19 protein-coding genes are annotated in these 24,107 nt (G+C 38.0%); 16 read left to right on the top strand and 3 right to left on the bottom strand.

Going from position 1 to position 24,107, the window contains the following annotated elements; translation table 11 throughout:
- The first annotated feature begins 42 nt into the window (after positions 1–42).
- The 4 genes from TY15_RS04485 (at position 43) to TY15_RS04470 (ending at position 8,875) form a co-directional block, all read left to right on the top strand.
- Positions 43–2,685 carry a valine--tRNA ligase gene (locus TY15_RS04485; protein ID WP_040207764.1) on the top strand — a complete coding sequence of 881 codons (2,643 nt, stop codon included), beginning with the start codon at positions 43–45 and terminating at the stop codon, positions 2,683–2,685.
- A 66-nt stretch (positions 2,686–2,751) separates the two neighbouring features.
- The gene (locus TY15_RS04480) at positions 2,752–4,074 is read left to right on the top strand and encodes a bifunctional folylpolyglutamate synthase/dihydrofolate synthase (RefSeq protein ID WP_040207765.1); all 1,323 of its coding nucleotides are present in this window, start codon (positions 2,752–2,754) and stop codon (positions 4,072–4,074) included.
- 69 nt (positions 4,075–4,143) lie between these two features.
- The gene (locus TY15_RS04475; RefSeq protein WP_081799333.1) at positions 4,144–5,862 is read left to right on the top strand and encodes a sensor domain-containing diguanylate cyclase; all 1,719 of its coding nucleotides are present in this window, start codon (positions 4,144–4,146) and stop codon (positions 5,860–5,862) included.
- 181 nt (positions 5,863–6,043) lie between these two features.
- Positions 6,044–8,875, top strand: coding sequence for a vWA domain-containing protein (locus tag TY15_RS04470; protein WP_040207766.1), 2,832 nt, complete (start codon positions 6,044–6,046; stop codon positions 8,873–8,875).
- A 45-nt stretch (positions 8,876–8,920) separates the two neighbouring features.
- On the opposite strand, the gene TY15_RS04465 is transcribed toward TY15_RS04470, so the two are convergent.
- The 3 genes from TY15_RS04465 to TY15_RS04455 are packed head-to-tail and all read right to left on the bottom strand — an operon-like array spanning position 8,921 to position 12,010.
- Entirely contained in the window at positions 8,921–10,954 is a 2,034-nt protein-coding gene (locus TY15_RS04465) for a hypothetical protein (protein WP_142305392.1), read from the bottom strand.
- A 14-nt stretch (positions 10,955–10,968) separates the two neighbouring features.
- On the bottom strand, positions 10,969–11,541 hold the full coding sequence (locus TY15_RS04460) for a PilW family protein (RefSeq protein WP_040207768.1): 573 nt from the start codon (positions 11,539–11,541) through the stop codon (positions 10,969–10,971).
- Positions 11,525–12,010, bottom strand: a complete 486-nt coding sequence (locus tag TY15_RS04455) for a type IV pilus modification PilV family protein (protein WP_040207769.1) — start codon at positions 12,008–12,010, stop codon at positions 11,525–11,527. The genes TY15_RS04460 and TY15_RS04455 overlap by 17 nt, the downstream gene beginning before the upstream one ends.
- A 288-nt stretch (positions 12,011–12,298) precedes the next feature.
- Between TY15_RS04455 and TY15_RS04450 the strand changes: the two genes are divergently transcribed.
- The 12 genes from TY15_RS04450 (at position 12,299) to TY15_RS04395 (ending at position 24,046) form a co-directional block, all read left to right on the top strand.
- On the top strand, positions 12,299–13,684 hold the full coding sequence (locus tag TY15_RS04450; RefSeq protein ID WP_040207772.1) for a hypothetical protein: 1,386 nt from the start codon (positions 12,299–12,301) through the stop codon (positions 13,682–13,684).
- A 78-nt stretch (positions 13,685–13,762) separates the two neighbouring features.
- Positions 13,763–14,533 (top strand): PRC-barrel domain-containing protein, encoded by a 771-nt coding sequence (locus TY15_RS04445; RefSeq protein ID WP_040207773.1) that lies wholly within the window; start codon positions 13,763–13,765, stop codon positions 14,531–14,533.
- Positions 14,534–14,552: 19 nt separating this feature from the next.
- Positions 14,553–15,911, top strand: a complete 1,359-nt coding sequence (locus tag TY15_RS04440; protein ID WP_040207776.1) for a G5 domain-containing protein — start codon at positions 14,553–14,555, stop codon at positions 15,909–15,911.
- Between the two features lie 21 nt (positions 15,912–15,932).
- A complete protein-coding gene (locus TY15_RS04435) occupies positions 15,933–17,594 on the top strand; it encodes a GspE/PulE family protein (RefSeq protein ID WP_040207777.1) in 1,662 nt (553 codons plus the stop codon).
- 11 nt (positions 17,595–17,605) lie between these two features.
- Positions 17,606–18,646, top strand: a complete 1,041-nt coding sequence (locus TY15_RS04430; RefSeq protein WP_040207778.1) for a type IV pilus twitching motility protein PilT — start codon at positions 17,606–17,608, stop codon at positions 18,644–18,646.
- Position 18,647: 1 nt separating this feature from the next.
- Complete coding sequence (locus tag TY15_RS04425) at positions 18,648–19,853, top strand: type II secretion system F family protein (protein ID WP_040207779.1); 1,206 nt, start codon at positions 18,648–18,650, stop codon at positions 19,851–19,853.
- Positions 19,854–19,957: 104 nt separating this feature from the next.
- A complete protein-coding gene (locus tag TY15_RS04420) occupies positions 19,958–20,386 on the top strand; it encodes a prepilin-type N-terminal cleavage/methylation domain-containing protein (protein WP_040207781.1) in 429 nt (142 codons plus the stop codon).
- A 10-nt stretch (positions 20,387–20,396) separates the two neighbouring features.
- Positions 20,397–21,137 (top strand): prepilin peptidase, encoded by a 741-nt coding sequence (locus TY15_RS04415; RefSeq protein WP_040207783.1) that lies wholly within the window; start codon positions 20,397–20,399, stop codon positions 21,135–21,137.
- Positions 21,138–21,149: 12 nt separating this feature from the next.
- Positions 21,150–22,142, top strand: a complete 993-nt coding sequence (gene pilM, locus TY15_RS04410; protein ID WP_040207784.1) for a type IV pilus biogenesis protein PilM — start codon at positions 21,150–21,152, stop codon at positions 22,140–22,142.
- Between the two features lie 2 nt (positions 22,143–22,144).
- Positions 22,145–22,798: a hypothetical protein gene (locus tag TY15_RS04405; protein WP_040207785.1), complete on the top strand. Its 654-nt coding sequence runs from the start codon at positions 22,145–22,147 to the stop codon at positions 22,796–22,798.
- Positions 22,795–23,577 (top strand): pilus assembly protein PilO, encoded by a 783-nt coding sequence (locus tag TY15_RS04400; protein WP_040207786.1) that lies wholly within the window; start codon positions 22,795–22,797, stop codon positions 23,575–23,577. Before TY15_RS04405 ends, TY15_RS04400 begins: the two co-directional genes overlap by 4 nt.
- Positions 23,546–24,046: a type II secretion system protein gene (locus TY15_RS04395; RefSeq protein ID WP_052353695.1), complete on the top strand. Its 501-nt coding sequence runs from the start codon at positions 23,546–23,548 to the stop codon at positions 24,044–24,046. The genes TY15_RS04400 and TY15_RS04395 overlap by 32 nt, the downstream gene beginning before the upstream one ends.
- Positions 24,047–24,107: the final 61 nt, after the last annotated feature.

Genomic DNA, 24,107 nt, shown 5'->3' with positions numbered 1-24,107 from the left:
GGGGTTTTTTGTATTTACCGGAATTTTGAAGGAGGAAACAAAATGGAAACAAAGGAATTAACAATGCCGACAAAGTACGATCCGCAAACGATTGAAAAAGGTCGATATGAATGGTGGCTGAAGGGTAAGTTTTTTGAGGCAAAGGACGATGAAGGGAAACTGCCGTATACCATCGTAATCCCGCCGCCAAACGTTACTGGGAAACTTCACTTAGGTCATGCTTGGGACACAACACTCCAGGATATACTGACACGTATGAAACGGATGCAAGGTTATGACGTATTATGGCTTCCCGGAATGGACCATGCTGGAATTGCGACACAAGCGAAAGTGGAAGAAAAGCTACGCAATGAAGGCAAAAGCCGATACGACTTAGGCCGTGAAAAATTCGTGGAGGAAACGTGGAAGTGGAAGGAAGAGTATGCATCCCATATCCGGGAGCAATGGGCAAAATTAGGCTTAGGTCTTGACTACAGCCGTGAGCGTTTTACCCTTGATGAGGGACTTTCGGATGCTGTGAAAGAAGTATTTGTAACGCTTTATAATAAGGGACTCATCTACCGTGGAGAGTACATTATTAACTGGGATCCTTCTACCAAAACAGCCCTTTCTGATATCGAAGTAATTTACAAAGACGTTCAAGGCGGATTCTATCATATGAATTATCCACTTGAAGATGGGTCTGGCCATATTGAAGTGGCGACCACTCGCCCAGAAACCATGCTTGGAGATTCAGCGGTGGCCGTTCACCCAGAGGATGACCGTTACAAGCATTTAATTGGTAAAACCGTGATCTTGCCAATTGTTGGCCGTGAAATCCCGATTGTCGCGGATGACTATGTGGATATGGAATTTGGCTCTGGGGCAGTGAAAATCACGCCTGCTCATGATCCAAATGACTTTGAAGTAGGGAACCGTCACAATCTAGAGCGTGTCCTCGTTATGAATGAAGATGGTACCATGAATGAAAAGGCTGGTAAATATCAAGGACTTGACCGTTTCGAATGCCGGAAGCAGATTGTCAAAGACCTGCAAGAATTAGGCGTACTTTTCAAAATCGAAGAGCATCCACATTCTGTTGGTCACTCAGAACGGAGCGGTGCTGTTGTAGAACCATATCTTTCAACCCAATGGTTCGTTAAAATGCAGCCACTTGCTGATGAAGCGATCGCTCTACAAAATAAAGAAGAGAAGGTAAACTTTGTTCCAGATCGCTTTGAAAAAACTTACCTTCGCTGGATGGAAAATATACGCGACTGGTGTATTTCCAGACAACTTTGGTGGGGACATCGCATTCCAGCATGGTACCACAAGGAAACAGGAGAAGTTTACGTAGGTCTTGAAGCTCCAGCAGATGCGGAGAACTGGAAACAGGATAATGATGTATTAGACACGTGGTTTAGTTCGGCATTATGGCCTTTCTCCACGATGGGCTGGCCAAATAAAGATGCAGCTGATTACAAACGCTATTTCCCTACAGATGCCCTTGTTACTGGTTATGACATCATCTTCTTCTGGGTATCACGGATGATCTTCCAAAGCATTGAATTTACAGGCGAACGTCCATTTAAAGATGTTCTTATACACGGTCTCGTTCGTGATGAACAAGGACGCAAAATGAGTAAATCGCTTGGAAACGGCGTCGATCCAATGGATGTCATCGAAAAGTACGGTGCCGATGCCTTGAGATACTTCTTATCAACCGGCAGCTCACCGGGGCAGGATCTTCGCTTTAGTTATGAAAAGGTAGAATCAACCTGGAACTTTGCTAATAAAATTTGGAACGCCTCACGTTTTGCTTTAATGAATATGGATGGAATGACCTTTGAGGAAATTGACTTTAGCGGTGAAAAGTCGGTTGCAGATAAATGGATTCTAACGCGCTTAAATGAAACCATTGAACATGTGACAAGACTTTCCGAACGTTATGAGTTTGGTGAAGTAGGCCGTGCCCTTTACAACTTCATCTGGGATGATTTCTGTGATTGGTATATCGAAATGGCGAAGCTGCCGTTATATGGTGAGGATGAAGCCGCTAAGAAAACAACACGTTCTATTCTTGCCCATGTTTTAGACAATACGATGCGTTTATTGCATCCATTTATGCCATTTATCACCGAGGAAATTTGGCAAAACCTTCCTCATGCTGGTGAGTCCATTACAACTGCTGCATGGCCTAAGGTAAATCCAGATCTTTCCGATGAGCAAGCAGCTGGAGAAATGAAGCTTCTCATGGAGATGATTCGCTCCGTCCGAAATATTCGTGCCGAAGTTAATACACCAATGAGTAAGAAAATCAAAATGCTTGTCAAAGCTAAGGATGAACAGGTTCTCAAAGCGATCGAAAATAATCGCAGCTATATAGAACGTTTCTGTAATCCTGAAGAATTGCAAATGGGAATTGAGCTCGAGACTCCTGAAAAAGCCATGACCGCCGTTATTACAGGGTTAGAAATTATCTTACCACTTGAGGGCTTAATTAATATTGATGAAGAAATTGCCCGGCTTGAAAAAGAATATGAAAAATTAAATAAAGAAGTAGACAGAGTTCAAAAGAAACTAAGTAATGAAGGCTTTATGAAAAAGGCACCTGAGAGTGTCGTTGCGGAAGAACGTGCCAAGGAACAAGATTACCTTGAAAAGAGAAATATTGTTGAAGCACGGATTAAAGAATTAAGAGGTTAATGGGCAAGGTGAGGCGAATTCAGCAATGGATTCGTCTCGATTTTTTACAAAGGGGTGTTACAAAAAATGTTTACTACATATAATGAGGCCCTTGAATGGATCCACGCGCGACTAAGACTAGGGATTAAGCCAGGTTTAAGCCGAATGGAATGGATGATGAATAAACTTGGGTCTCCAGATAAGAAAATGAAAGCAGTCCATGTGGGCGGGACGAATGGCAAAGGCTCAACTGTAACCTTTTTAAGGTCCATTCTTGAAGCAGGCGGATATACGGTCGGAACGTTTACTTCTCCTTATATTGAACAGTTTAATGAACGGATTAGTGTCAATGGAAAACCGATAACGGATGAAGAACTTTTGTTGCTCGCCAATATCATTCGTCCATTAGCAGATGAATTAGAAGAGACTGAACTTGGAGGACCGACAGAGTTTGAAGTGATTACCGCTATGGCATTCTACTATTTCGCTAACGTACAAATGGTTGATCTTGTTATTTTTGAAGTAGGACTGGGCGGAAGATTTGACTCTACCAATATCATTCAACCACTAGCGTCTATCATTACAAATATTGGTCTTGATCACACAAACATCCTCGGTAACACGTATGAGAAAATTGCCTTTGAAAAAGCGGGAATCATCAAGGCGAAAACGCCAATTATTACGGCTGTAAAACATCCTGGTGCATTAAAAGTGATTGAAGAGCAAGCAGAAGTAAAAGAAGCGCCTATTTTTAGATTAAACAAGGAATTTTCAATAAGTGGACATGAGTCACTAGCAAGAGGTGAAGTATTCAGCTTATCATCGTCATTTAATGAGCTCGAACAGCTTGAATTAACCATGATCGGTCAACATCAAACAGAAAATGCGGCAGCGGCTGTCATGACAGTCCAATTATTACATCATGCCGGTTTATTTAGCATTAATGTTATGGCCATTCGAGAGGGACTTAAAAAGGCATATTGGCCGGGTCGATTTGAAGTCCTATCTGAAAAACCACTTGTAATTATTGATGGCGCGCATAATGAAGAAGGGATCACTTCATTAACGAATGAACTTGTCAGTAGATTTCATGACCGTAACATTCAAATAGTATTTGCGGCTTTAAAGGATAAGAAATTAGACGAAATGATTGCAAAGTTAGATAAAATAGCGAATAAAATTTCTTTTGTTAGCTTTGATTTTCCGCGTGCTTCAACAGGGGAAGACTTACTCAAATTGAGCCAATCAGCGAATAAACTGGCTGTTACCGAATGGCCAACCTATCTCTTAGAGGAGATGAAAAATTTGAGGGATCATGACATGCTAGTTGTGACAGGTTCCCTTTATTTTATTTCAGTAGTGAAACCAGTATTGTGTAAAAATTTAAAAAACATAACCATTTCCTTATGACAAGCTAGATAAAAAATGGTAATATTATGTTATCTTAATAGGGAATTGCTGTCGGAGAGGGGGATTGTGATGGATGTTAATCCACAAATGAAAAAAGTGATTGTGTTAGTATGGTTCTTGATGGTTCCGGCAGGATTGTGGTTTACCTTTCATCATTATCCCCCTTCGATTTCACTGCAATGGTGGGATGTTTTAGCCTTTTTACTATTAACAACTGCTGTAGCTTCAATGCCAATCGTCATAAATGATATTTATATATTTTTAATACAATGGGTGGCGCTTGCTACCTTTTTAAGGTTCGGGTTATTTGTTGAAATTATTTTTGCGCAATTTGCAGTTGTCGTTTTACTTTTAAAATTAAGGATTCTTCGAAAGGGTGAATTTTTTCGCCTGCCACTTAATTTAAATATGTTTTTCCTCGTTTCTTTTTTTAGCGGTTTCCTTTATTACCTTTGGGGTGGGAAAACAGGCACGAACTTAGTTTTTGACTCTCACTCTGTCTGGCTTGCAGTTCTATATGTAGTTACTAATTATGCTTTAAATCAAATCATTCTATCGTGCAATCTTTATTTTATTTATAAAAGAAAAGAATCCTATTTTGGGAAGGACTTCGTCGTCGAGACGATAACAACATTCATTACACTACCAATTGGATTTGTATTATACATACTCTATAATCAGCTTGGGGTGCTGTCACTCTTATGTGTAGGGATCCCATTTGTCAGTCTAGCGATTATATTTAACCTCTATTATTCTAGTGAGAAAATAAATGATTATTTACAAAAGGCTGCGGAAATTGGTCATCAAATGGCGGAGTGTCTCCATGTGAAGGATGTTCTGGATCTATTTATCGAGAAATTATGTGAAATGCTCCCAGTCGATTATGCCTACATACTGGAAGCTGAAGGGGATAAACTTAAATTAATTCGACGAATTGAAGCAGGAATGGAACATTCAAACGATACCGAATTGTTAAAAATAAACGAAGGAATTTCTGGTATGGTGTGGGCTTCCCAAAAAGCCTTCCTATTTAAAACGAGGAAAGAATGGACTCGTTTTACAAGCGACTATATTCCGAATGATGTAGAAAGTATTATTGGTGTACCTATTGTAAGAAGCAATAAATTAATGGGGGTATTACTCCTGGCCTCAAGGCGAAAACGAGCTTTTGAAAAATCGCAGTTGATGATTATTGATATTCTGTGCTCACATTTTGCGGTCGCGATTGAAAATGCGACTAATTATGAACAAACAAAAAGACAAAGTGAACGCTGTGCCTTAACACATTTATATAATTATCGATATTTTGAGAACTTGCTAACGGATGAATATGAAAAGCTGTCTCATTTCGATCGTGGTGCATTATCTTTAATTATTCTCGATATTGATCACTTTAAACAGGTAAATGATACATATGGACACCAAAGTGGAAATGAAATTCTGTTTGAGCTAGCAAGTAGGTTAACTAAGCTGGTAGGTGGAACTGGAACGGTTGCCCGGTATGGTGGAGAGGAATTTGTTGTTCTATTACCAGATATGCCGAAAGAAGGCGCTATTCATATGGCTGAGCTGATAAGGCAGTCCATCGCAAACTGGCCATTTATACTTAGTCAATCCATGGATATTGACAAAAAAACACAACAAGTTAAGATAACAGCTTCGATTGGAGTGGCGACGGCACCTGAAGATGCGGATGATCCTTTAGCGTTGATACGACATGCAGACAGGGCACTTTATGTTGGTGCGAAACGGGCTGGAAGAAATCGTGTCGCAGAATATGTTAAATAACACAAACCCTTTGTACCGTTGAGTACAAGGGGTTTCGACATTTTAACATAAATAAATACAAAATTATATTATTTTCCTTTGCAAATGTAGTCTTTTTGGTATACTATAATTAGTTACATTACTAGGATAATAGGTTTAATTTAATAAAAAATGATTGTAAAGAAAGGGGGAAATGGTACAAATGTTAAAGAAACTACCACTATTTGTATTTGCTCTTATTTTTTCACTAATTCCTTTATTTTTTAGTTCAGAACATGCCTATGCAGCAACGAATTCCTCTCCTCAGGTGAATTTTAGTGTAAAGCCATCGCAAACTACAATAGTTAAGCCGCAAAGTGGGAATGCACAAGGCAATCTCGATGTACACTTAACTGGAACTGGGATGGCAACAAGTGCTAATCGGGATCCGATTGACGTTGTTTTTATTTTCGATAAATCTGGCTCTATGAATGAATCAGGTAAGAATCCGAAGAAATTTCAAAGTGCAAAGGACGCTATGTCAGAAGCTGTCACTTATTTTAAGAATAATGCAGGTCCCCGCGATCGATTTGCGTTCGTTTCATTTAGTTCGGATGTTGAACAAGTAGTCAATTTTTCCCCAACAACCGTTAATGCTGGATTAGATACAATTAATCAGACTGTGAAGAATCTTAGTGCAGAAGGCGGTACCAACTATACACAATCGTTCGAGAAAGCGATTGACCTTTTTGGTCCATCGCAAAATAATAAATATATTATCTTTATGACAGATGGGGAACCCACCTTTTCAATAAATACTGAGCAAACCACATATACCAAAAAGAAATGTTATCTGGGCTTTATTTGTTTTGATGATAAGAAAGTGACTGAAACCTTGCCTATTCACTATGAGTTATATGGGTCTGGTAATTCTATGTCTAGTTCAGTTTATTTTTACGATTCAGATGGAAATAAATATACAAAAAGTCTCAGTGTTGCTCAAACCCAAGCTAATATTAAAACACATGGTACTAACCTAGCGAGCAAACTTGCTGAAAAGAATATAAAACTTTTTTCTATAGGCTTTGGGAGTAACTCTGAAGTTGACATGAGTTATTTAAATAACTTATCTTCTTTAACAGGCGTAACGGCTCGTCAAGCAAATCAGGATAATATTACAAGTATTTTTCAAGATATATCAAAGGATATTGCGACTCCAGCGATCGATGCAGAGGTACGAATTGATCTAAGTAAATTCAATGGGAAAGTAAATCTAATAGAGGGTTCTGATGCAAGGTTGGAGGGGAATGTAGCCATATATAAAGCAAATTTTGGCTTTCCAATTGGTCAAGCCGTTAACCAACCGCTTGATATAAGTTTGCCTTTCAGTTTCTCTGATATAGCGACCTACACCTTTGATAGTATTAATTTGACTTATAAAAACTTAGATGGGCAAACAGTTCCATTAACACATGCGCCTGTTTCCATTGAAGTGAAGGCGGATGCTCCATCCAGTTTTAAAGGAACGATGAGCTTAACAGGTGTAACGAACACCGTAGATAATTTAATTAAAGTTTCAAATGAAAGTCAAACAACTAACCAATTTAATGTAACATATAGCTTGTCACCATACGGGCTTGTAAATAATCAAGTGTCGGGTACCTTAAAGAATTTGATATTAATTCAACCGTTACCTGCGGGGGTATCATTGGCTCAAACCACTGGAGTTCAGTCTATTACCTATAACGGGGGGAAAGCAGCTCAAATTGACCTAACTCAGACGATAAATTATAAAACGGGGGTATTTTCCCCAACTCAGGTGACCACTTCATTAAAATTACAAGCTGATTGGGCATTAAGTAATACAAAAATGCCTAATGCAATTTTGCAATACAAGGATAGTCGATTTACATCCAATCCAGAACCTGTTACTATTCCAGCGTCAAACCAAAGTATAAATATGAAGGTTAGATTGAATGAATTTCCTAGCAATGTATACGATGGTGAGGCATCAGGGATCATTACGAAAATGAATGACAGTACAAAAAAAATTCTCTCACAAACCGAGTTTCCGAATGACTATGGATTACAGAGTAAACCAATCCAAGATATGATTTTTGCACCGGGTTCATCAAATAAGACGATCGAGGTCACTTATTTTGACGGTGAAAAAGTGCTCCTTTATCTAGTTCCTGATTTTGAATTAATAGGTAAGGATACGAGAAAGACTTATAATAGTGGTGATATTGCGAACGAGGTTGTGAATGTAAAATTATCGAAGCTCGTTGCGGGCAAAGATGTGAAATATTATTATTCCATTAATCAAGAGAATGCAAACTGGACAGAATTTACTGCACGTGATTCAATTCCGTTAACAACTCCAGGAGTAAATACGATAAAAGTAAAAGCTGTCGGTGGTTTTGCCTTAGATGTCCCACCTGTTGAGAAGACAATCACCATACAAAGGAAGGTAACATCTATTACTGTTGATCCAGCATCGATTGAAGTCGAAGTAGGAAGCACTGAATCATTTACCATTAATTTACTTCCAACTGATGCAACAAACAAAGACTTAGAACTGACTGTAGCTAATACGAGTGTTGCTACGTTAGCTGATAACAATCGAATTTACGGTGTATCGGAAGGTACTACAAAATTAGTTATTACAACAAAGGATGGTTCGAACCTAACCTTTGTTGTACCGATTCACGTGAAGGATCCTTACATTGCTTTATCATCAATAAAATTTAAAAAATCAATCTTCCAGCTTCAAAAAGGTGAAAAGGTGGCCCTTAACGATATTCTGATTTTCAACCCGACGAATGCCACCAAAAAGGCAATTACGTCAGCCACTTCCTCTGTCTCAGATAAAGTAGAGGTCGTGAAGGAAGGCGGTCAGTGGTATATTATGGGGAAGGCGATTGGCTACTCAACTGTTAAAGCAATCGCTGAAGAACAGAAGGATAGTAGTAAGCCGGAGGCGTCTGCCTTATTTGAAGTAATAAAAGAAGGTACTGACAACAATACTGGTTCAACCGGAGATGGCCGTTGGTAAAATGAAGAAGCCTCGTTTCTTAACAAATAGAAACGAGGCTTTTTATCATTCCATAATGAGTTCATCAGAATAGATTTGTAGTTGTTTGACAATTGGTAAGGCATCAACCCGATGGAGAAGGACATCACTATTAAAATCGACAATAAATCGGGATAATTTATCTTCTTGGATCGACTCCAAGTTATTGATGTTTTTTACTTCCCCCCTAATGGCATTGATTTCTAACCTGTTCTTTGCAAACAGCCCTCCCTCAATGTAAAAGAGAGATCCTACTCCGTAAAGCTCTGCTTTAGATTCGGTGTAGAAAAAGGCTTTTAAAGGTTTGATCACGTTATCTTCTTGCGGTAAGTAATTTGCAGTTTCTTCAGTAAGTGGCTTAAAATTATTAAATTCATTCATTCTAGTAATCATGAGATCCTTATTTGCAAGTAAGACTAATTCTTTTTCATTGTTAGCTGCACCTAATATATTAACATTTGAGATGGTGGCGGTATTTCCCACGTAAACAACGGAATCAAAGACTAAATCATCATTTTCAGCCTCAGCCGTTTGCAAATCTAGTTCATCATCTCCCTTAATATTCAAGGAGCCGTTGATTACCATATTTTTGTTGATCTTGATTGCCGTATTGATAGGATTAAGATGTAAATCACCGCCTGCAATCATATCACCATTTACTTCAATCCCTTTTCCAATCTGATCTGGTGCTTTAGATTCCATATATACAGTGTCCCCACAATATATATTGGCAGCACTATTCGAAGATTCTACTGTAGGACCAACCGTTAAGGAACCATCAAAATTGACCAAATGGATATTCCCTGTAACGTAAATATTTCGTAAGGCGATATCATCATAACTGACAACATAGAGATCACCATCGACATAAAGGTCATCCTTAAAGGTAATATTATTTCCGGAACTCATCACATATAAATCTCCGGTAATTTTCACTGGATTTGGAATTTCGATTGGTTCAACGTCACTCTCGATCAAATAAATGTCATGGAGTGTTTGATCTGATTTTCCAAAAATAGAAATTGGTTTTTGAATGACTCCTTGCTGAATAATTCCGCCACTTTCTTTTATGCTTCCTACCTTACTTTTTATTTTAGTATTAAGATCACTTTTAAAATCAGCACCAATTTCAATATCAGAGTTAATTGTAGTTAATTTCCCATTGGCTAGAATCCTATTTGCCTGATCGTTAAATGTTGCTGAGAAATTGATATCAATAAATTGGCTATCATGCTTCAGTGGTGGGACCTTTTGTTTATAAAACTTATCCGCTTGGTTCATGATTGGCAGTAAATTGGCCGTACTACTATACATATCACCCATAATAGATGGCATGGGGGTACTTATAGATTTCCAGCTTGTGTCTCTTAACTGGTAACGAGCTTTTTCGTCAATCGTTAATTTATTTGCGTAAGTATTGCCGTTTATATTAGGGGAACCATTAAGGATCAGACCTGAATCATCATCGTCCGAATTCGACCCAACCGCATATTTAAGGAAACTTGGCAGTGGCGAAAGGATAATCCGCTTGCGAATAGTTCGCTTTATTTGTCCTTCTTGTTTATTGGGGTTTTTTGTAATTAGAACAATTTCAAAGACCCTTGTAAAATCCTTGTCAGTTTCAATATCATTGGCAGTAAATTTAGATAAATTATTAATACAAGTTCCCGATGTTCCAATCCTTTCAGGAGTGGAACCACTTTCATCGATAATGGCAAGGCAGTCAATTTGTTCTTGATGATTCTTTCTTATCGATATTAAAGAATTTTCCATCAGTCCTCTTAGTTCAGGGTCAAATTGTGGAAAAATGGTAATGTTACTTGGTGATGTTTTATCCATATAAAAATCAAGATTCATGGTATTTAGTGATTTGGTAATATTTGTTGTTACTTCCTCGACTACTTTCATGGCGTTGAAGGATAAATTGATATCGGTCTCTCTATTTTCGACACGTTTTGCCCCGCTGATGGAGGAGGACACAATTGCCAAACCGAGAGTGGTAAAAACTAATGAAATCAGAAGAACGGTAATAAGGGCATTACCCCTTTGGTTAGTGATCAACAAACACTCACTCCCTAGAAGCCGAATCGGCTTGTTAAATTAAAAGGCTTGTTTAGCCGGTCATTGTTTAGTTGTAAATCGATTTGTATCATACCATCATCGCAGTTACCTGGAATGGATCCCTGTTTATTGCAAGAATAGGATATTTCTAAATGTTCAAAATAGATACCATCAAGTATTTTTCCGTCTATTTCAAGCTGTTGACTTGCTTTGCTGGTCTCGTTTGTTTCAACCACTTTAATTTGAATGGAGGTTGTCTCGGTGCTTAGTAATTCTTTATCTTTTTCAATTTGGTAAAAGTCTTGACCTGGTACCTGTTCCACCTTAGTCTCCTTCTTATTGACTAATTCAAGACAATTTCCACCACAGTCTTTCACCTCATCAAAAGGGTATGAATAGAAAGTGTTCATAATCATGGTTACAGCGTAATCGGCGTCGTCTCTTAATTGACCTTCAACTTGAATTTTGTTATATAGCTTTAATCCCGATGAAAATACACCGTAAATAACAGGTAACACGATCATTAGGACTGTTATTGTTGCTAGAAGCTCTATTAAGGTTACACCCTTTTCATCGAATATCTTCACTTTTTATAACTCCCTCAAGTTCAGTTGAATATTTCTTTTGATTAATACTCCATTCCACCTTCACAATTAGTGGAAGAATAAAGGCTTTATACTCTTCCTCTTTGTTGGAGCGGATGCTTACTGTGTAATCAATTTTATTAATCGAGATGGGTATACAACCTGTATCAATCGGATCCCCTTTCCAGAACAATGTATATCTTTCATTGCAAATGAATAGGGCACGTTCTTTGGTAGGATGATCTTCAAAGTCCTTCATCGTTTGAATGAAACTTTGTTTTTCCATGTACATCATGGCATTTCGTGCAACATTAATGGCATTGGTTTTTTTTTGATTAGAATTAGTAAAGGAATAAGCCTGGGAGAAAAAATTCATAATTCCGATTGAAATAATTCCTAAAATCGTGAGTGATATTAATACTTCAATTAATGTTAGGCCTCTTGAATTGCATAGTCTTTTCTTAAACTCCATAATATCTCCCTTTCTTAAAAAGGCGAACTGATATGTATTTAGGTTCTAGGTACTTTAGCATACTTGATGATAGTCAGTAAATTAGTTCATATATCCCGTTATTTGGGAATCAAAGTAAATTTTCCGTTTAAACCACTGAAGAGTCTTTCAAATTTTCTATTATTATTATACAATATTTTAGAGTCATTATTTGTCTGTTAATGCAGAAATTAAGCGAAAAACAATGGAGAAAAGTAAAATTTTGTTGCTTTTATAATTCTTTTATACTATTTGGAAAGAGGTGAGGCAATGAATGCATATGTAATTGCACTACTATCAATGATTATACTAGCTCCAATCATTTTCTTTTTACGATTAGGATTTACAACTAAAGGGAAGATGTTATTCTTAGGACTCTCGTTCGTTTTCGCACTATTAGGAATACTCTCAAGGTCAATATTCGCTCTTTGGCAAACTATTTTATTATTGTTTTTATTTGTCACCCTTACCACTTTATGGGGGATGAAGAAATTAGCTCCAGCTATTTTTATTCAAAAAGATGAGGATCATTCAACATTGATGGAAACGAATCTAAATCCAGAGACACCCTTACGTGAAATTAATCATATTCATGAAGATCTTCCGGTTAAGCTGGATCTTGAAAAGGTAGAGAATCAAGAAATATTTCAAGAGGAACAAAATGAGCACTTATTTGAGGACATTTCAGTTCTCATGGAATCGGTACAGTTAGAGAAACAAGAAGTGAATGATGAACAATCACTTTTGGAACAACTAAACGAAATTGAACCATTCACTGATGAGGGAACTATAATAGATGACGATGAGGAATTTTTCAAGTTTTCAAAGGAGGATGTAAACGTATCTTCCACAGAACTAGGGTTAACAAAGTTGGAACAGACTAATACGCTTGAGAACAATTTACAAGATGATCAACAAGTTTTGGAAAGCAGTTACCTGGCTGAACTTGAACAACTAATGTTTGAGGGTGGATTGACAGACCTTGACGATGGAAATGTACATATCGACCTAGGAAAAACTGATGTAGAAACAGAAGATATGGACGATCTAATAGTAGTAGAGGAAATAGAGGTTGAAGACGTAGACGAAGTAGCGGAAATAACAGGTGTAGATGACGTAGTCGAAGTGGCGGAAATAACAGATGTTAAAGACGTAGACGGAGTAGCGGAAATAACAGGTGTAGATGACGTAGTCGAAGTGACGGAAATAACAGATGTTGAAGACGTAGACGAAGTAGCGGAAATAACAGGTGTAGATGACGTAGTCGAAGTGACGGAAATAACAGGTGTAGAAGACTCAGTTGAAGTAATGGAAGAAGTAGAAGAGAAAATAGAAACAAGGGTTCAAGACCAGAAAACGCTAGAAAATGACGAGCTACATAAGCAATTATTTGGAACGTTCATTTCACAGCTCCAATTGTCCCGAAAGCTAATGAACTCAGAACAATACGAACAATTATTGGTAGACTATTTACATCCAAATTTACCTGTTTCTGAATACTACACGATTGCCATGATATTAGTTCGACACTATCTATCCGAAAAACAATATACTCAATTATCGCCTGTTTTGTCCCAATTGGAGGAAAAAGTGTCAAATCATCCTGTTTTATTACAAGAAATACAATTTTTAAACACATTATATGCAGAAAAATAACGAAATTTGTTATAAAGTAGTGTATGGTTACATTATATTGAAGAAATGAAAAATTAAACTTTAGGTGTGGTGACTTAAATGAAAAATAGCTCTCAGATTACAGGATTACCAATTATCAGTATTACAGATGGAATCCAAGTAGGTAAAGTCAAATCATTAGTGATTAACCCGGATAAAGGATCGATTGATTTTTTAACGATTGATAACGAAGATTGGCAGGTTAGTATTAAAGCAATTCCTTTTAAGAAGGTCGTTGGGATTGGAGAATATGCTCTAACGGTCGATAGTGAAAATGCGATTATAGATTTAAATGAAATTCCGATTACAAGTCAACTTGTTAATAAAAAAATTAAAATTTCTAATACTAAAGTTATGACAAGAAAGGGAGAACTCCTTGGTGAAGTTACAGAATACTTTGTAGATGAAAATTCAGGAATGATCCTCGGTATGGAATTAATTGTTAATGGTCATCAGGTTGCCCTTTCTGCTGAAAATGTTCTGACGTATGGAAAAGACATTATTATTGTAAAAGAGGACGCAGGAAGTCAATTTTTAACAAGTACAAGTGAACTAGATCCTGAACGTCTGCAGCCAGTTGTAGTTGAGGATGAAGAAAAGGGAAATGAACCTGATGTATCTCAAAGTACAGGTGAAGATGTTGAAATCCTTGCCCTTAAAGAAAAGCAAATAGAAATCCTAAAAGGAAAAAAACTTTTGAAGGATATTTATGACACAAATGGAAACCTGTTGCTTCAGGAAGGGGCGATATTATCAACAGAAGATATCGTAAAAGTCCAGAAACAATTTCCAAGTGTACTTGTTGAACTGTCAATGAATGTTCAAGCTTAATTGAAGGGGGTAACTCCACATGAGAAATTCCCAGGGGACGAAGTTTTTTTTGACTCTGCTACTTTGTACAGTCTACACTTTTGGCTTTTCCAATTATGGCGCTTTGGCCTATGATCATCTGTTTAATAACCAATTTAAATCAGGTACAAAAATTAGTACTGTAGATGTCTCGGGCCTAAGTGAAAAAAAAGCTCTTTCTTTATTAAAGGATCAACAACAGGAATGGGAAAGCAACACTGCCATCATCATGAAATACAAGGAAAAAGCCTTACGATTAAACCTAAATTCTTTTGACTTTCATTTAGAGGAGTCTTTAGAAATAGCTAATTCACAGCAAAAATCAGAGTTGCAAGTGGGGATTAATGATAAAAATCTTGATTCCTTTCTTGGTCAACTATCACCAGATCTGGTTGGAAATAAGTTGTTTGATAAGGCTTCCCTTAAAAAGGAATTAATCAGCTATGCCTCCAAACTAGATAAAGGCAACCATGTCATTCAAGTTAATAACTTTTTCTCAACGCAACAAAAGGGAGACGTAATCTCTGAGTCGACAATCCCATTTCAAGATCAGAATGGTGAGTTTGATCAATGGGTACAGCAATTTCCATCAATAGTCATTGGTCCGCAAAGTTCCTTTTCATTATTAAATCAGCTGGAAATTGCGGAATCCTATTCTTCTGAAACGTTAGGAAAGATTGCCGGTGCCATCTACAAGGCAATCATACCAACGAATTTTGTTATTACTGAGAGACATATTAGTAGGGAATTACCGAGTTATGCTGAAGAGGGATTTGAAGTAAAAATCGATTCCAGCAATAATATGGACTTTGTGTTCACAAATCCAAATGATCAAACGTTTACATTAAGCTTCAAAAAAATGGATCAATTACTTTATGTATCAGTAGAAGGGACAAAATTACCGTATAGCTACAAAGCAGTTCAAAATGATAAAGAGACCTTTCCACCAAAAACGATTATTCAGTATGATGCGAAACTTCCTTTATATAGTGAAAAGATAGCTATTAAAGGAAAAGAAGGCGTAATCATTAAGGTATTCCGTGAAAAAATGGACAAGGACGGAAGCCTATTGGATAAAACGTTACTAGCTGAGGATTTTTATCCACCAATTAATCAAGTAATTATTCATAGTTTATTAACGAAAGGTACGGCATCTTCTACTAATACAAATAATACCAATCAAACGGGCGAAATTGGAAACTCCACGAGTACTCCCGATCCTGCCAATCCATCTACTGACACAGATACGACAAATGATGGAAATATAAACGAAAATACTGGGACATCTGAGTCGGACACTACGGAAAATAATCAAGATTCCAGTGATTTATGGGGAAAGCCAAATGAAGAGGCTAAATAAGGAGAAAAAGCAGGGATAATAATGAATCAGAGAAGGAAAAGACTTGGAGATATGCTGGTTGAAGCAGGTTTGATCTCTGAAAATCAGCTTCAATCCACTCTGAAGGACAAAAACCCTAATCAAAAACTAGGAGATGCATTGCTTCAAAGGGGATTAATCACAGAACAACAGCTCATTGAAGTGTTGGAAGTTCAATTAGGAATCCCCCACGTAAGTCTATACCGCTATCCCTTCGATACAAATATTTTTTCAATTGTTCCTAAAGATATTGCAAAAAGAAAATTAATTATTCCGCTTAAAAAAGAAGGGGAAAAACTGCTCGTTGCCATGGCAGATCCAATGGACTTTTATACCATTGATGACTTAAGGCTTTCCACAGGCTTTCATATCGAAACAGCCATTGCCACGAAGGATGATATTCTTCGTGCTATCAATAAATTCTATGATATGGATGAGGGCTTTGAAGAGCTATTAATAGAGCAAGGAACCACCAAAGCAGGGGAAGATGATAAAATTATTGACCAGGATTCCCCAATTGTTAAGCTGGTCAATCAAATTTTAACGAATGCCGTTACTTTAAAGGCAAGTGATATTCATTTGGATCCACAGGAGACAAAGGTAATTATCCGCTATCGCGTGGATGGGGTGCTTAGAACGGAAAGAAGTTTGCCGAAGCATATGCAAAGTGTTCTTACGGCAAGGATAAAAATTATGGCCAATTTGGACATTACTGAACACCGTATTCCACAGGATGGTCGGATTAAAATCAACTTAGATTTTCACCCAGTCGATCTACGTGTGTCAACCTTACCCACTGTTTTCGGCGAAAAGATCGTCCTCCGTCTATTGGATTTAGGAATGGCCATTAATGATATAACCAATCTGGGCTTCAATAAAATTAACTTGAATCGATTTTTAAAGCTAATTGAAAAACCAACTGGAATCGTCCTCATTACTGGACCTACTGGATCGGGGAAATCATCCACTCTCTATGCTGCCTTAAATCGGCTGAATGGCGATGATGTCAACATAATAACCGTTGAAGATCCTGTCGAATTCCAGCTTGAAGGAATCAATCAGATACAAGTAAATCCAAATGTAGGAATGACTTTTGCTGCAGGGTTACGGGCTATCCTTCGACAGGACCCGAATGTGATCATGGTTGGGGAGATCCGTGATAAAGAAACAGCAGAAGTCTCGATTCGTGCCTCTTTAACGGGTCACTTAGTTCTAAGTACACTCCATACGAATGATTCCCTTGGTTCCATCACTCGCTTAATTGATATGGGAGTAGAACCATTCCTTGTTGCTTCATCCATAAGTGGGATTGTCGCACAGCGCCTAGTTAGACGGGTTTGTAGAGATTGTGCGGAACCGCAAGAGCCGACTAGACGAGAAATGGAAATATTTGAGAAGCGTGGGTTGAAAATTGATACAATCGTGCGGGGAAAAGGTTGCTCTTCTTGCAATATGACGGGATACAAAGGTCGGATTGCGATTCATGAAGTATTAGTGATGGATGATGTGATGCGACGAGTCATTATGAATGGTGAATCCTTTTCACGGCTGAGAGAAATTGCCTTGAAAAATAAAACGATCTTCTTGATTGATGATGGGCTATTAAAAGTGAAGCAAGGGATCACGACAACTGAAGAAGTTTTACGTGTAGCCATTCCCGATTAGGAGTCATTTCTATGAAAACAAAAATTGACCTATTGCTTAGAACTGGATTTGAAGTGAAGGCATCAGATATACATTTGACTGTTGGGGTCCAACCCATTATGAGAATTAATGGTGAGTTAAAGCGTGCGGGGAAGGAAGTACTCCTTCCACAAGACACGGAGGAAATGGCAAAGGCGATTATTCCCGATCATTTATGGGACACTTTTAAGACAAAAGGAGAGCTTGATTTTTCGTATGGTTTACAGGGCGTATCACGATTTAGGGTCAATGCCTATCATCAACGATCATGCATTGCTTTAGCAATCAGGGTCGTACCAACAAAAATTCCGACACTTGATGAATTGGAGCTCCCAGCCATCCTTAAAAAATTGGCGTTAAAGCCTCAAGGGCTGTTGCTTGTCACTGGACCTACTGGGAGTGGAAAATCAACCACACTTGCTGCTTTAATCCATCATTTAAACCAAACGCAACGGAAGCATATTATAACGCTTGAGGATCCGATTGAGTATTTGCATAAGCATGGAAACTGTATTATCGATCAACGTGAAGTAGGATTGGATACGCATAATTTTGCGAATGGTTTACGGGCTGCGTTAAGACAAGACCCTGATGTGATTTTAGTAGGAGAAATGCGAGATTTGGAAACCATTCAAATTGCGATTACCGCAGCTGAAACCGGGCACCTCGTTCTTGGAACGCTACATACATCGAGCGCACCGGCGACAATTAATCGGATCATCGATGTGTTTCCACCAACACAACAACCACAAATAAGAATTCAACTAGCATCGGTGTTGGTTTCCATCATTTCGCAACGATTATTTCCAACAATTGATCGAAAAGGCCGGAAAGCCGCAACCGAAATCCTAATAAATAATCCAGCAGTTTCTAATTTGATTAGAAACGAAAAAATTTATCAAATAATCAATGTTATGCAAACATCAAAATCTATGGGTATGCATACATTGGAGGCAAATATCAAAGAATTAGTTGAAACAGGTGCTGTTGCGATGGATTCAGTCACCCCGTTTTTACAGGAAATGGGGGAATAACATGGCACGTTTTAAGTATCAAGGACGCGCTAAAAGTGGGAAAAAGTCAGGTATAGTGACAGCAGCTTCAAAACGTGAGGCTGTGGTTCAGCTAAGGGACAAAGGCATTAAGGTGCTAGAAATAAGTGAAATACCTGAAACATTACTAACAAAAGAATTGACCCTGGGCAATCCGGTGAAGTTGCATGATTTTGTTATTTACTTACGGCAATTTGCGACATTAATACGGGCTGGAATTTCTATTGTTGAAGCAACGTCCATTTTGGCGGAACAGACAGAAAGTAAATCGTTGAAAAGAGCATTACTACTAGTCGAGCAAGATTTAAGAGAGGGTACGCCCTTATCTACTGCTGCGGCGAAGCACAAAAAAATATTTTCTAGTATGTTTGTCAATATGATTCGAGCGGGTGAAGCGGGGGGAAACATGGATGAAACCTTGGAAAAGCTCGCGGTTCACTTTGAGAAGCAGCATTTTACGAAGCAAAAAATTGTTTCAGCGCTAGCATATCCAGTTGCTGTTGCCATTATTGCTATTGGAGTGGTGATTTTCCTCCTCGTCAGTGTCGTCCCGACTTTTGTGGATATGTTTAAGGATTTTGGCGGTGAACTCCCGGCGATTACGAAATTTGTCTTAAATGCCAGTAGTTTTATGCAGAAATTTTGGTGGCTGGTGGTCCTCTTTATGGTTGCCTGCTTTGTCGCGATTATTTTAATCCGAAACAATAAATCGACAAAGTACTATCTAGATTATTTTCTGTTAAAAATGCCGATTTTTGGAAAGATGCTTCAAAAAGCAGCCTTGGCAAGAATGACAAGAACATTGAGTTCCTTATTCGCGAGTTCTGTTCCAATTTTACAAGCACTGTCCATCGTGGAAAGCATTGTTGAAAATGAAGTCATTGCCAAGGTGATTGTCAAATCGCGTCACTCGCTCGAACAGGGTCGGTCATTAACAGAGCCGATGAAGGAACATTGGGTATTTCCACCGTTGATAACGCAAATGATTGCGATTGGCGAGCAAACGGGGGCATTGGATTCGATGCTAGCCAAGGTCGCGGATTTTTATGAACGGGAAGTGGAGAGTGCAACGGACCGGTTAAAGTCGCTGATTGAGCCGTTAATGATTGTCCTGCTGGCCGGATTAGTCGGAACAATTGTTACATCGATCATGATTCCGATGTTCGACATTTTCCAACATGTAGGATAAATAAAATAACCTATAAATTTACAATTTCTTTTATTATTTTTATCTAGTATAATAGTATTACATGACAAAGGTCATAGATCTTACTACACAAAAGGAGAATGATTATGATTAAAAAAATTGGACAAGCACTGAAGAATGAAAAAGGATTGACATTAATTGAACTTTTAGCCGTTATCGTTATTTTAGGGATCATTGCTGCGATTGCGATTCCAAGTATTGGAAGTATCATTCAAAAATCGAGAGTTGATGCTGTTAAATCAGATGCGATGCAAATAATAAATTCAGCAAAAACATACGTATCAGCGAATGGAATTCCCGAAGGTGGAACATTAGATGAAACTGAATTAGGCACGTATATTGAGGATTCACAAATAGAAGAATACACAGTTACAATTACCGTAACTGATGAGAAGGCTACTTATACTATTTCTACTGATAAAGATGTAAAAGCTGGTAATAAAGATGTTACTATAACTAACGCAAGTATTGCTGATCTAAAGGCTAAAACTTCAACTACAGTAACAATAGATTAATATTAATTATATGTATTCACTAATATTTATTTACGGAATTACCCTAGGTTCCTTCTACAACGTAGTCGGTCTAAGAGTTCCATTAAACCAATCAATTGTCAAACCGCGTTCCCATTGTCCAACATGTAATCATACTTTAACATCTATAGATTTGGTTCCGGTTTTTTCATATGTCTTTTTAAGGGGGAAATGTCGGCGTTGCAAGGCGCCCATTTCGCCCTTCTATCCTATTGTCGAATTAGTAACGGGTTTATTATTCGTGCTTGCCCCGATTGTAATCGGCTGGTCGTACGAGTTAATCGTTGCCTGGACCATTATTTCCTTAATGGTGATCATCTTCGTATCCGACATTCACTACATGATCATCCCAGATAAAGTATTACTTTTCTTTGGACCAGTAATTTTACTTGAAAGAATCTTTATCCCGCTTAATCCATGGTGGGACACATTAGCAGGCGCAGCTCTAGGCTTTGGTCTGCTGCTAGTCATTGCCCTCGTCAGCAAAGGCGGTATGGGTGGCGGTGATATCAAGCTTTATGCAGTAATCGGGCTTGTCCTCGGAATGAAACTAGTACTTATTTCCTTTTTTTTAGCTACCTTATTTGGAGCATGCTTTGGCATTATTGGCATGTTGATGGGCAAAGTAAAAAAAGGAAAACCAATGCCTTTTGGCCCCTATATTGGATTGGGGACCATCATAGCGTATTTTTTCGGCGAACCTCTACTTCGGTGGTATATTCATTTTATGTAAGGAGTACTCCAAATGGCGTTCAATCTAAATTTTGCTAAAAACCGGACGGTTAACATAACAATTAAAGACCATGCAATCCGTTATGTCGAATTGAAGAACGTCCAATCTTCGATCATTCAGCGAATGGGTGAGTACTATTTGCCAGTTGGATTAATCAAGGAAGGGAAAATTCTTGATTTTGATACCTTGTCAACGATCCTTGAGCAATGCGTTTCAGAGTGGAAGATACCAAAGCGGATGGTTCGCTTTTTAGTTCCTGATCCCTTTGTAGTAATTCGCAAGGTCATGATTCCAAAGGATATAAGAGTGGATGAAATAAAAGGATATTTATATATGGAGATAGGCAGCAGTATCCACTTACCATTCGAAGATCCGGTCTTTGATTTTCACTTACTAGATAAAGGCAATAGTGAAACAAATGAATTACTATTATTTGCTGCTCCTGAGACAATCGTTCGAGAATATATCGACTTATTTGAAGAAGCAAAATTAAAGCCCGTTGTGGCAGATATTTCATCATTGGCTTTAAATCGTTGTTTTAATCAACTCGATTCAGTACAAGCAGCTGAAAATTACATAATGATTCAATGTGATTTACAAACAGTTAATGTGTGTATCTTTGAAAAAAATATTCCCGTCATTATGAGACATTTAACGATGGATATTGATCGGGGAAAATGGGAACATTCGCTAAATAGTGACTCTGTCCTTTCCTTTCGCTATTCGGGTGATCGTGAGGATATCCTTTTTCCTTTAGAGGAAATTTATAATGAAATAGAAAAGGTCATGAATTTTTATCAATTTTCCCTGAATCAAGGAAAAGCTCAGGTGCAAAAGCTGTTAGTAGATGGTGATCACCCTTGGTTAGATGAAATATATCATCATATGAGGAAACGGTTTGCCATCCCTATTACGAAATTAAGCGATCTCAAAGAAAGTCAGGATGCAAACCAAATACCACACCAGTTTTATTTAAACGTGGGGTTAGGTTTAAAAGAGGTGTAGCAATGCTTATTGATATTAACCTTCTTCCGAAAAGGGATGAAAAGAATATTGCTTCATATGTTATCGTTGGAAGTATTGTGTTAGTTCTGATCATTCTTGCGGCCTCAGTCTTATTCTATTTAAACGATAAGCAACAGGATCTCCAAACAATCGAGAAACAAGTAGCACAGAACCAAAAAATCGTTGATGAGCAGCGTCAGAAACTGGTAGATTTTCAATCCTCAAAATCTGTAGTAGAACTTGAACAAGCTATTAATTGGGCAAAGGAACAACCATTTGATATGGTCTATGTATTACGTGATCTAACGAAAGCCTTGCCACAAAGAGGATTTATTCTAGACTGGGAAATTGGCGAAGATCAAAAGATTAAACAACAAGTCCAGTTTGATACAAAAAGCTATGCCGCCTATTACTTACATGAAGTCCTCAATATTCCCTGGGTTGATGAAGCGGTCATTGTAGAGGCGAAAACAAGCGATATCATGATGACGACGGATGGTGGGGAGACCCAGACTGAAGTCGAGCCAACCGAAACAGACGTCCTCCCACGTTATGTAGCAACATATGAAATAAGACTCGATGTTTCCAAGCTTAAGAAGCAAATTGCCGAAAAGAACAAGAAGGATAAAACCGAGGAAGGGGAGGATACCCCATGAACCTCGAGCTATCAAGAAAACATTTGATCATCCTGATCTTTAGCCTAGTAGTGATCGTACTCCTGGCTGTTGGGTCCTATTACCTCTATATTGTTCCAGTCCAAAATAATCTAGAACTAAAAAAATCAGAATTAAAAACGTCAACCCAAGAGCTGAGTATAATAAGGAATAAGCTTAAGCAGGCAAGTGATCAAACTGTCGAGAGTACGATGGAGCTTCAAGAAAAAGTCCCTGTTAAACGACTTCAAGACCAATTACTTTTAAATATTGAAAAAGCCGAGATTGTATCTGATTCGGTTATTACAAATATGAAGTTAAATGGAACTGAAAGTGATGAGGATGAGCTGGCCACTACAGAGACAACGACGACGAATAATCAAAATACACAAACTGATACAGATGAAAAAACGGAAAATTCATCTCAACAGGATATAACGTTACCGAACGGAATGAGAAAGACCTCGATCTTAATTACTGGTGAAGCTAAGACTTACTTTGAAATGGAAAAATTTCTCACGGAGCTGACGTCTTTATCAAGAATTATCAAGATAGACCAATTAAAATTTACTGGCAGAGAAGAAATTTATTCCGTTGATCAGGCCACTGAACCATTGAAATTTGAGGTAACGATTTCAGCATACTATTATCCGTCGTTATTGGACTTGCAGAAGGAAATCCCACCTTTGGATACTCCAGATGTATCTAACAAGAAGAATCCACTAAGTGAATTTTCCGAGGTGGAAGGAAATGGCGAAAATGATGAAAATAGCACCCCTTAAACGTATGCAATGGAAATGGATCAATTCCAAAAAACTAAATCAGGCCGGATTAACACTGATTGAATTACTAGCTGTGATTGCTATATTGGGGATTGTTTCCACGATTGCGGTCATCTCAATTTCACGAGTCATTCAAGATTCAAAAGACCGTGCCTTTGTTGGGAATGCCTTTGCATTAAAGGATGCAGCTAATTTATATCTAAAAGAAGAAATCATCAATGGAAAAGTTCCCCCTAGCGTCATTACCTATAAAGACTTATATGATTCCGATTATCTTGATGAATTTATAGATCCTGACACTAAGAAGTACTTGAAAGCATCAGCGGATACGTTTGTCACGATCACTGACGAAAAGATTACAGCTGTTTGTCTGGTCGGGGAAGAACGGAATTTATGTTCAAATGGTGGAGCCAATACTCCTATTCCATTTGTAAATTTATCACCTGAGCTAATTAGCGACAATGAATAATATCACCGTGGCTATTTGACTTCTATATGAAAAATTTGGCGAAAGTCTACGATAACAAGAC

This window comes from Neobacillus jeddahensis (assembly GCF_000612625.1).
GTDB classification, from domain to species: domain Bacteria; phylum Bacillota; class Bacilli; order Bacillales; family Cytobacillaceae; genus Neobacillus; species Neobacillus jeddahensis.
This window is presented reverse-complemented; position numbering and strand designations above follow the sequence as displayed.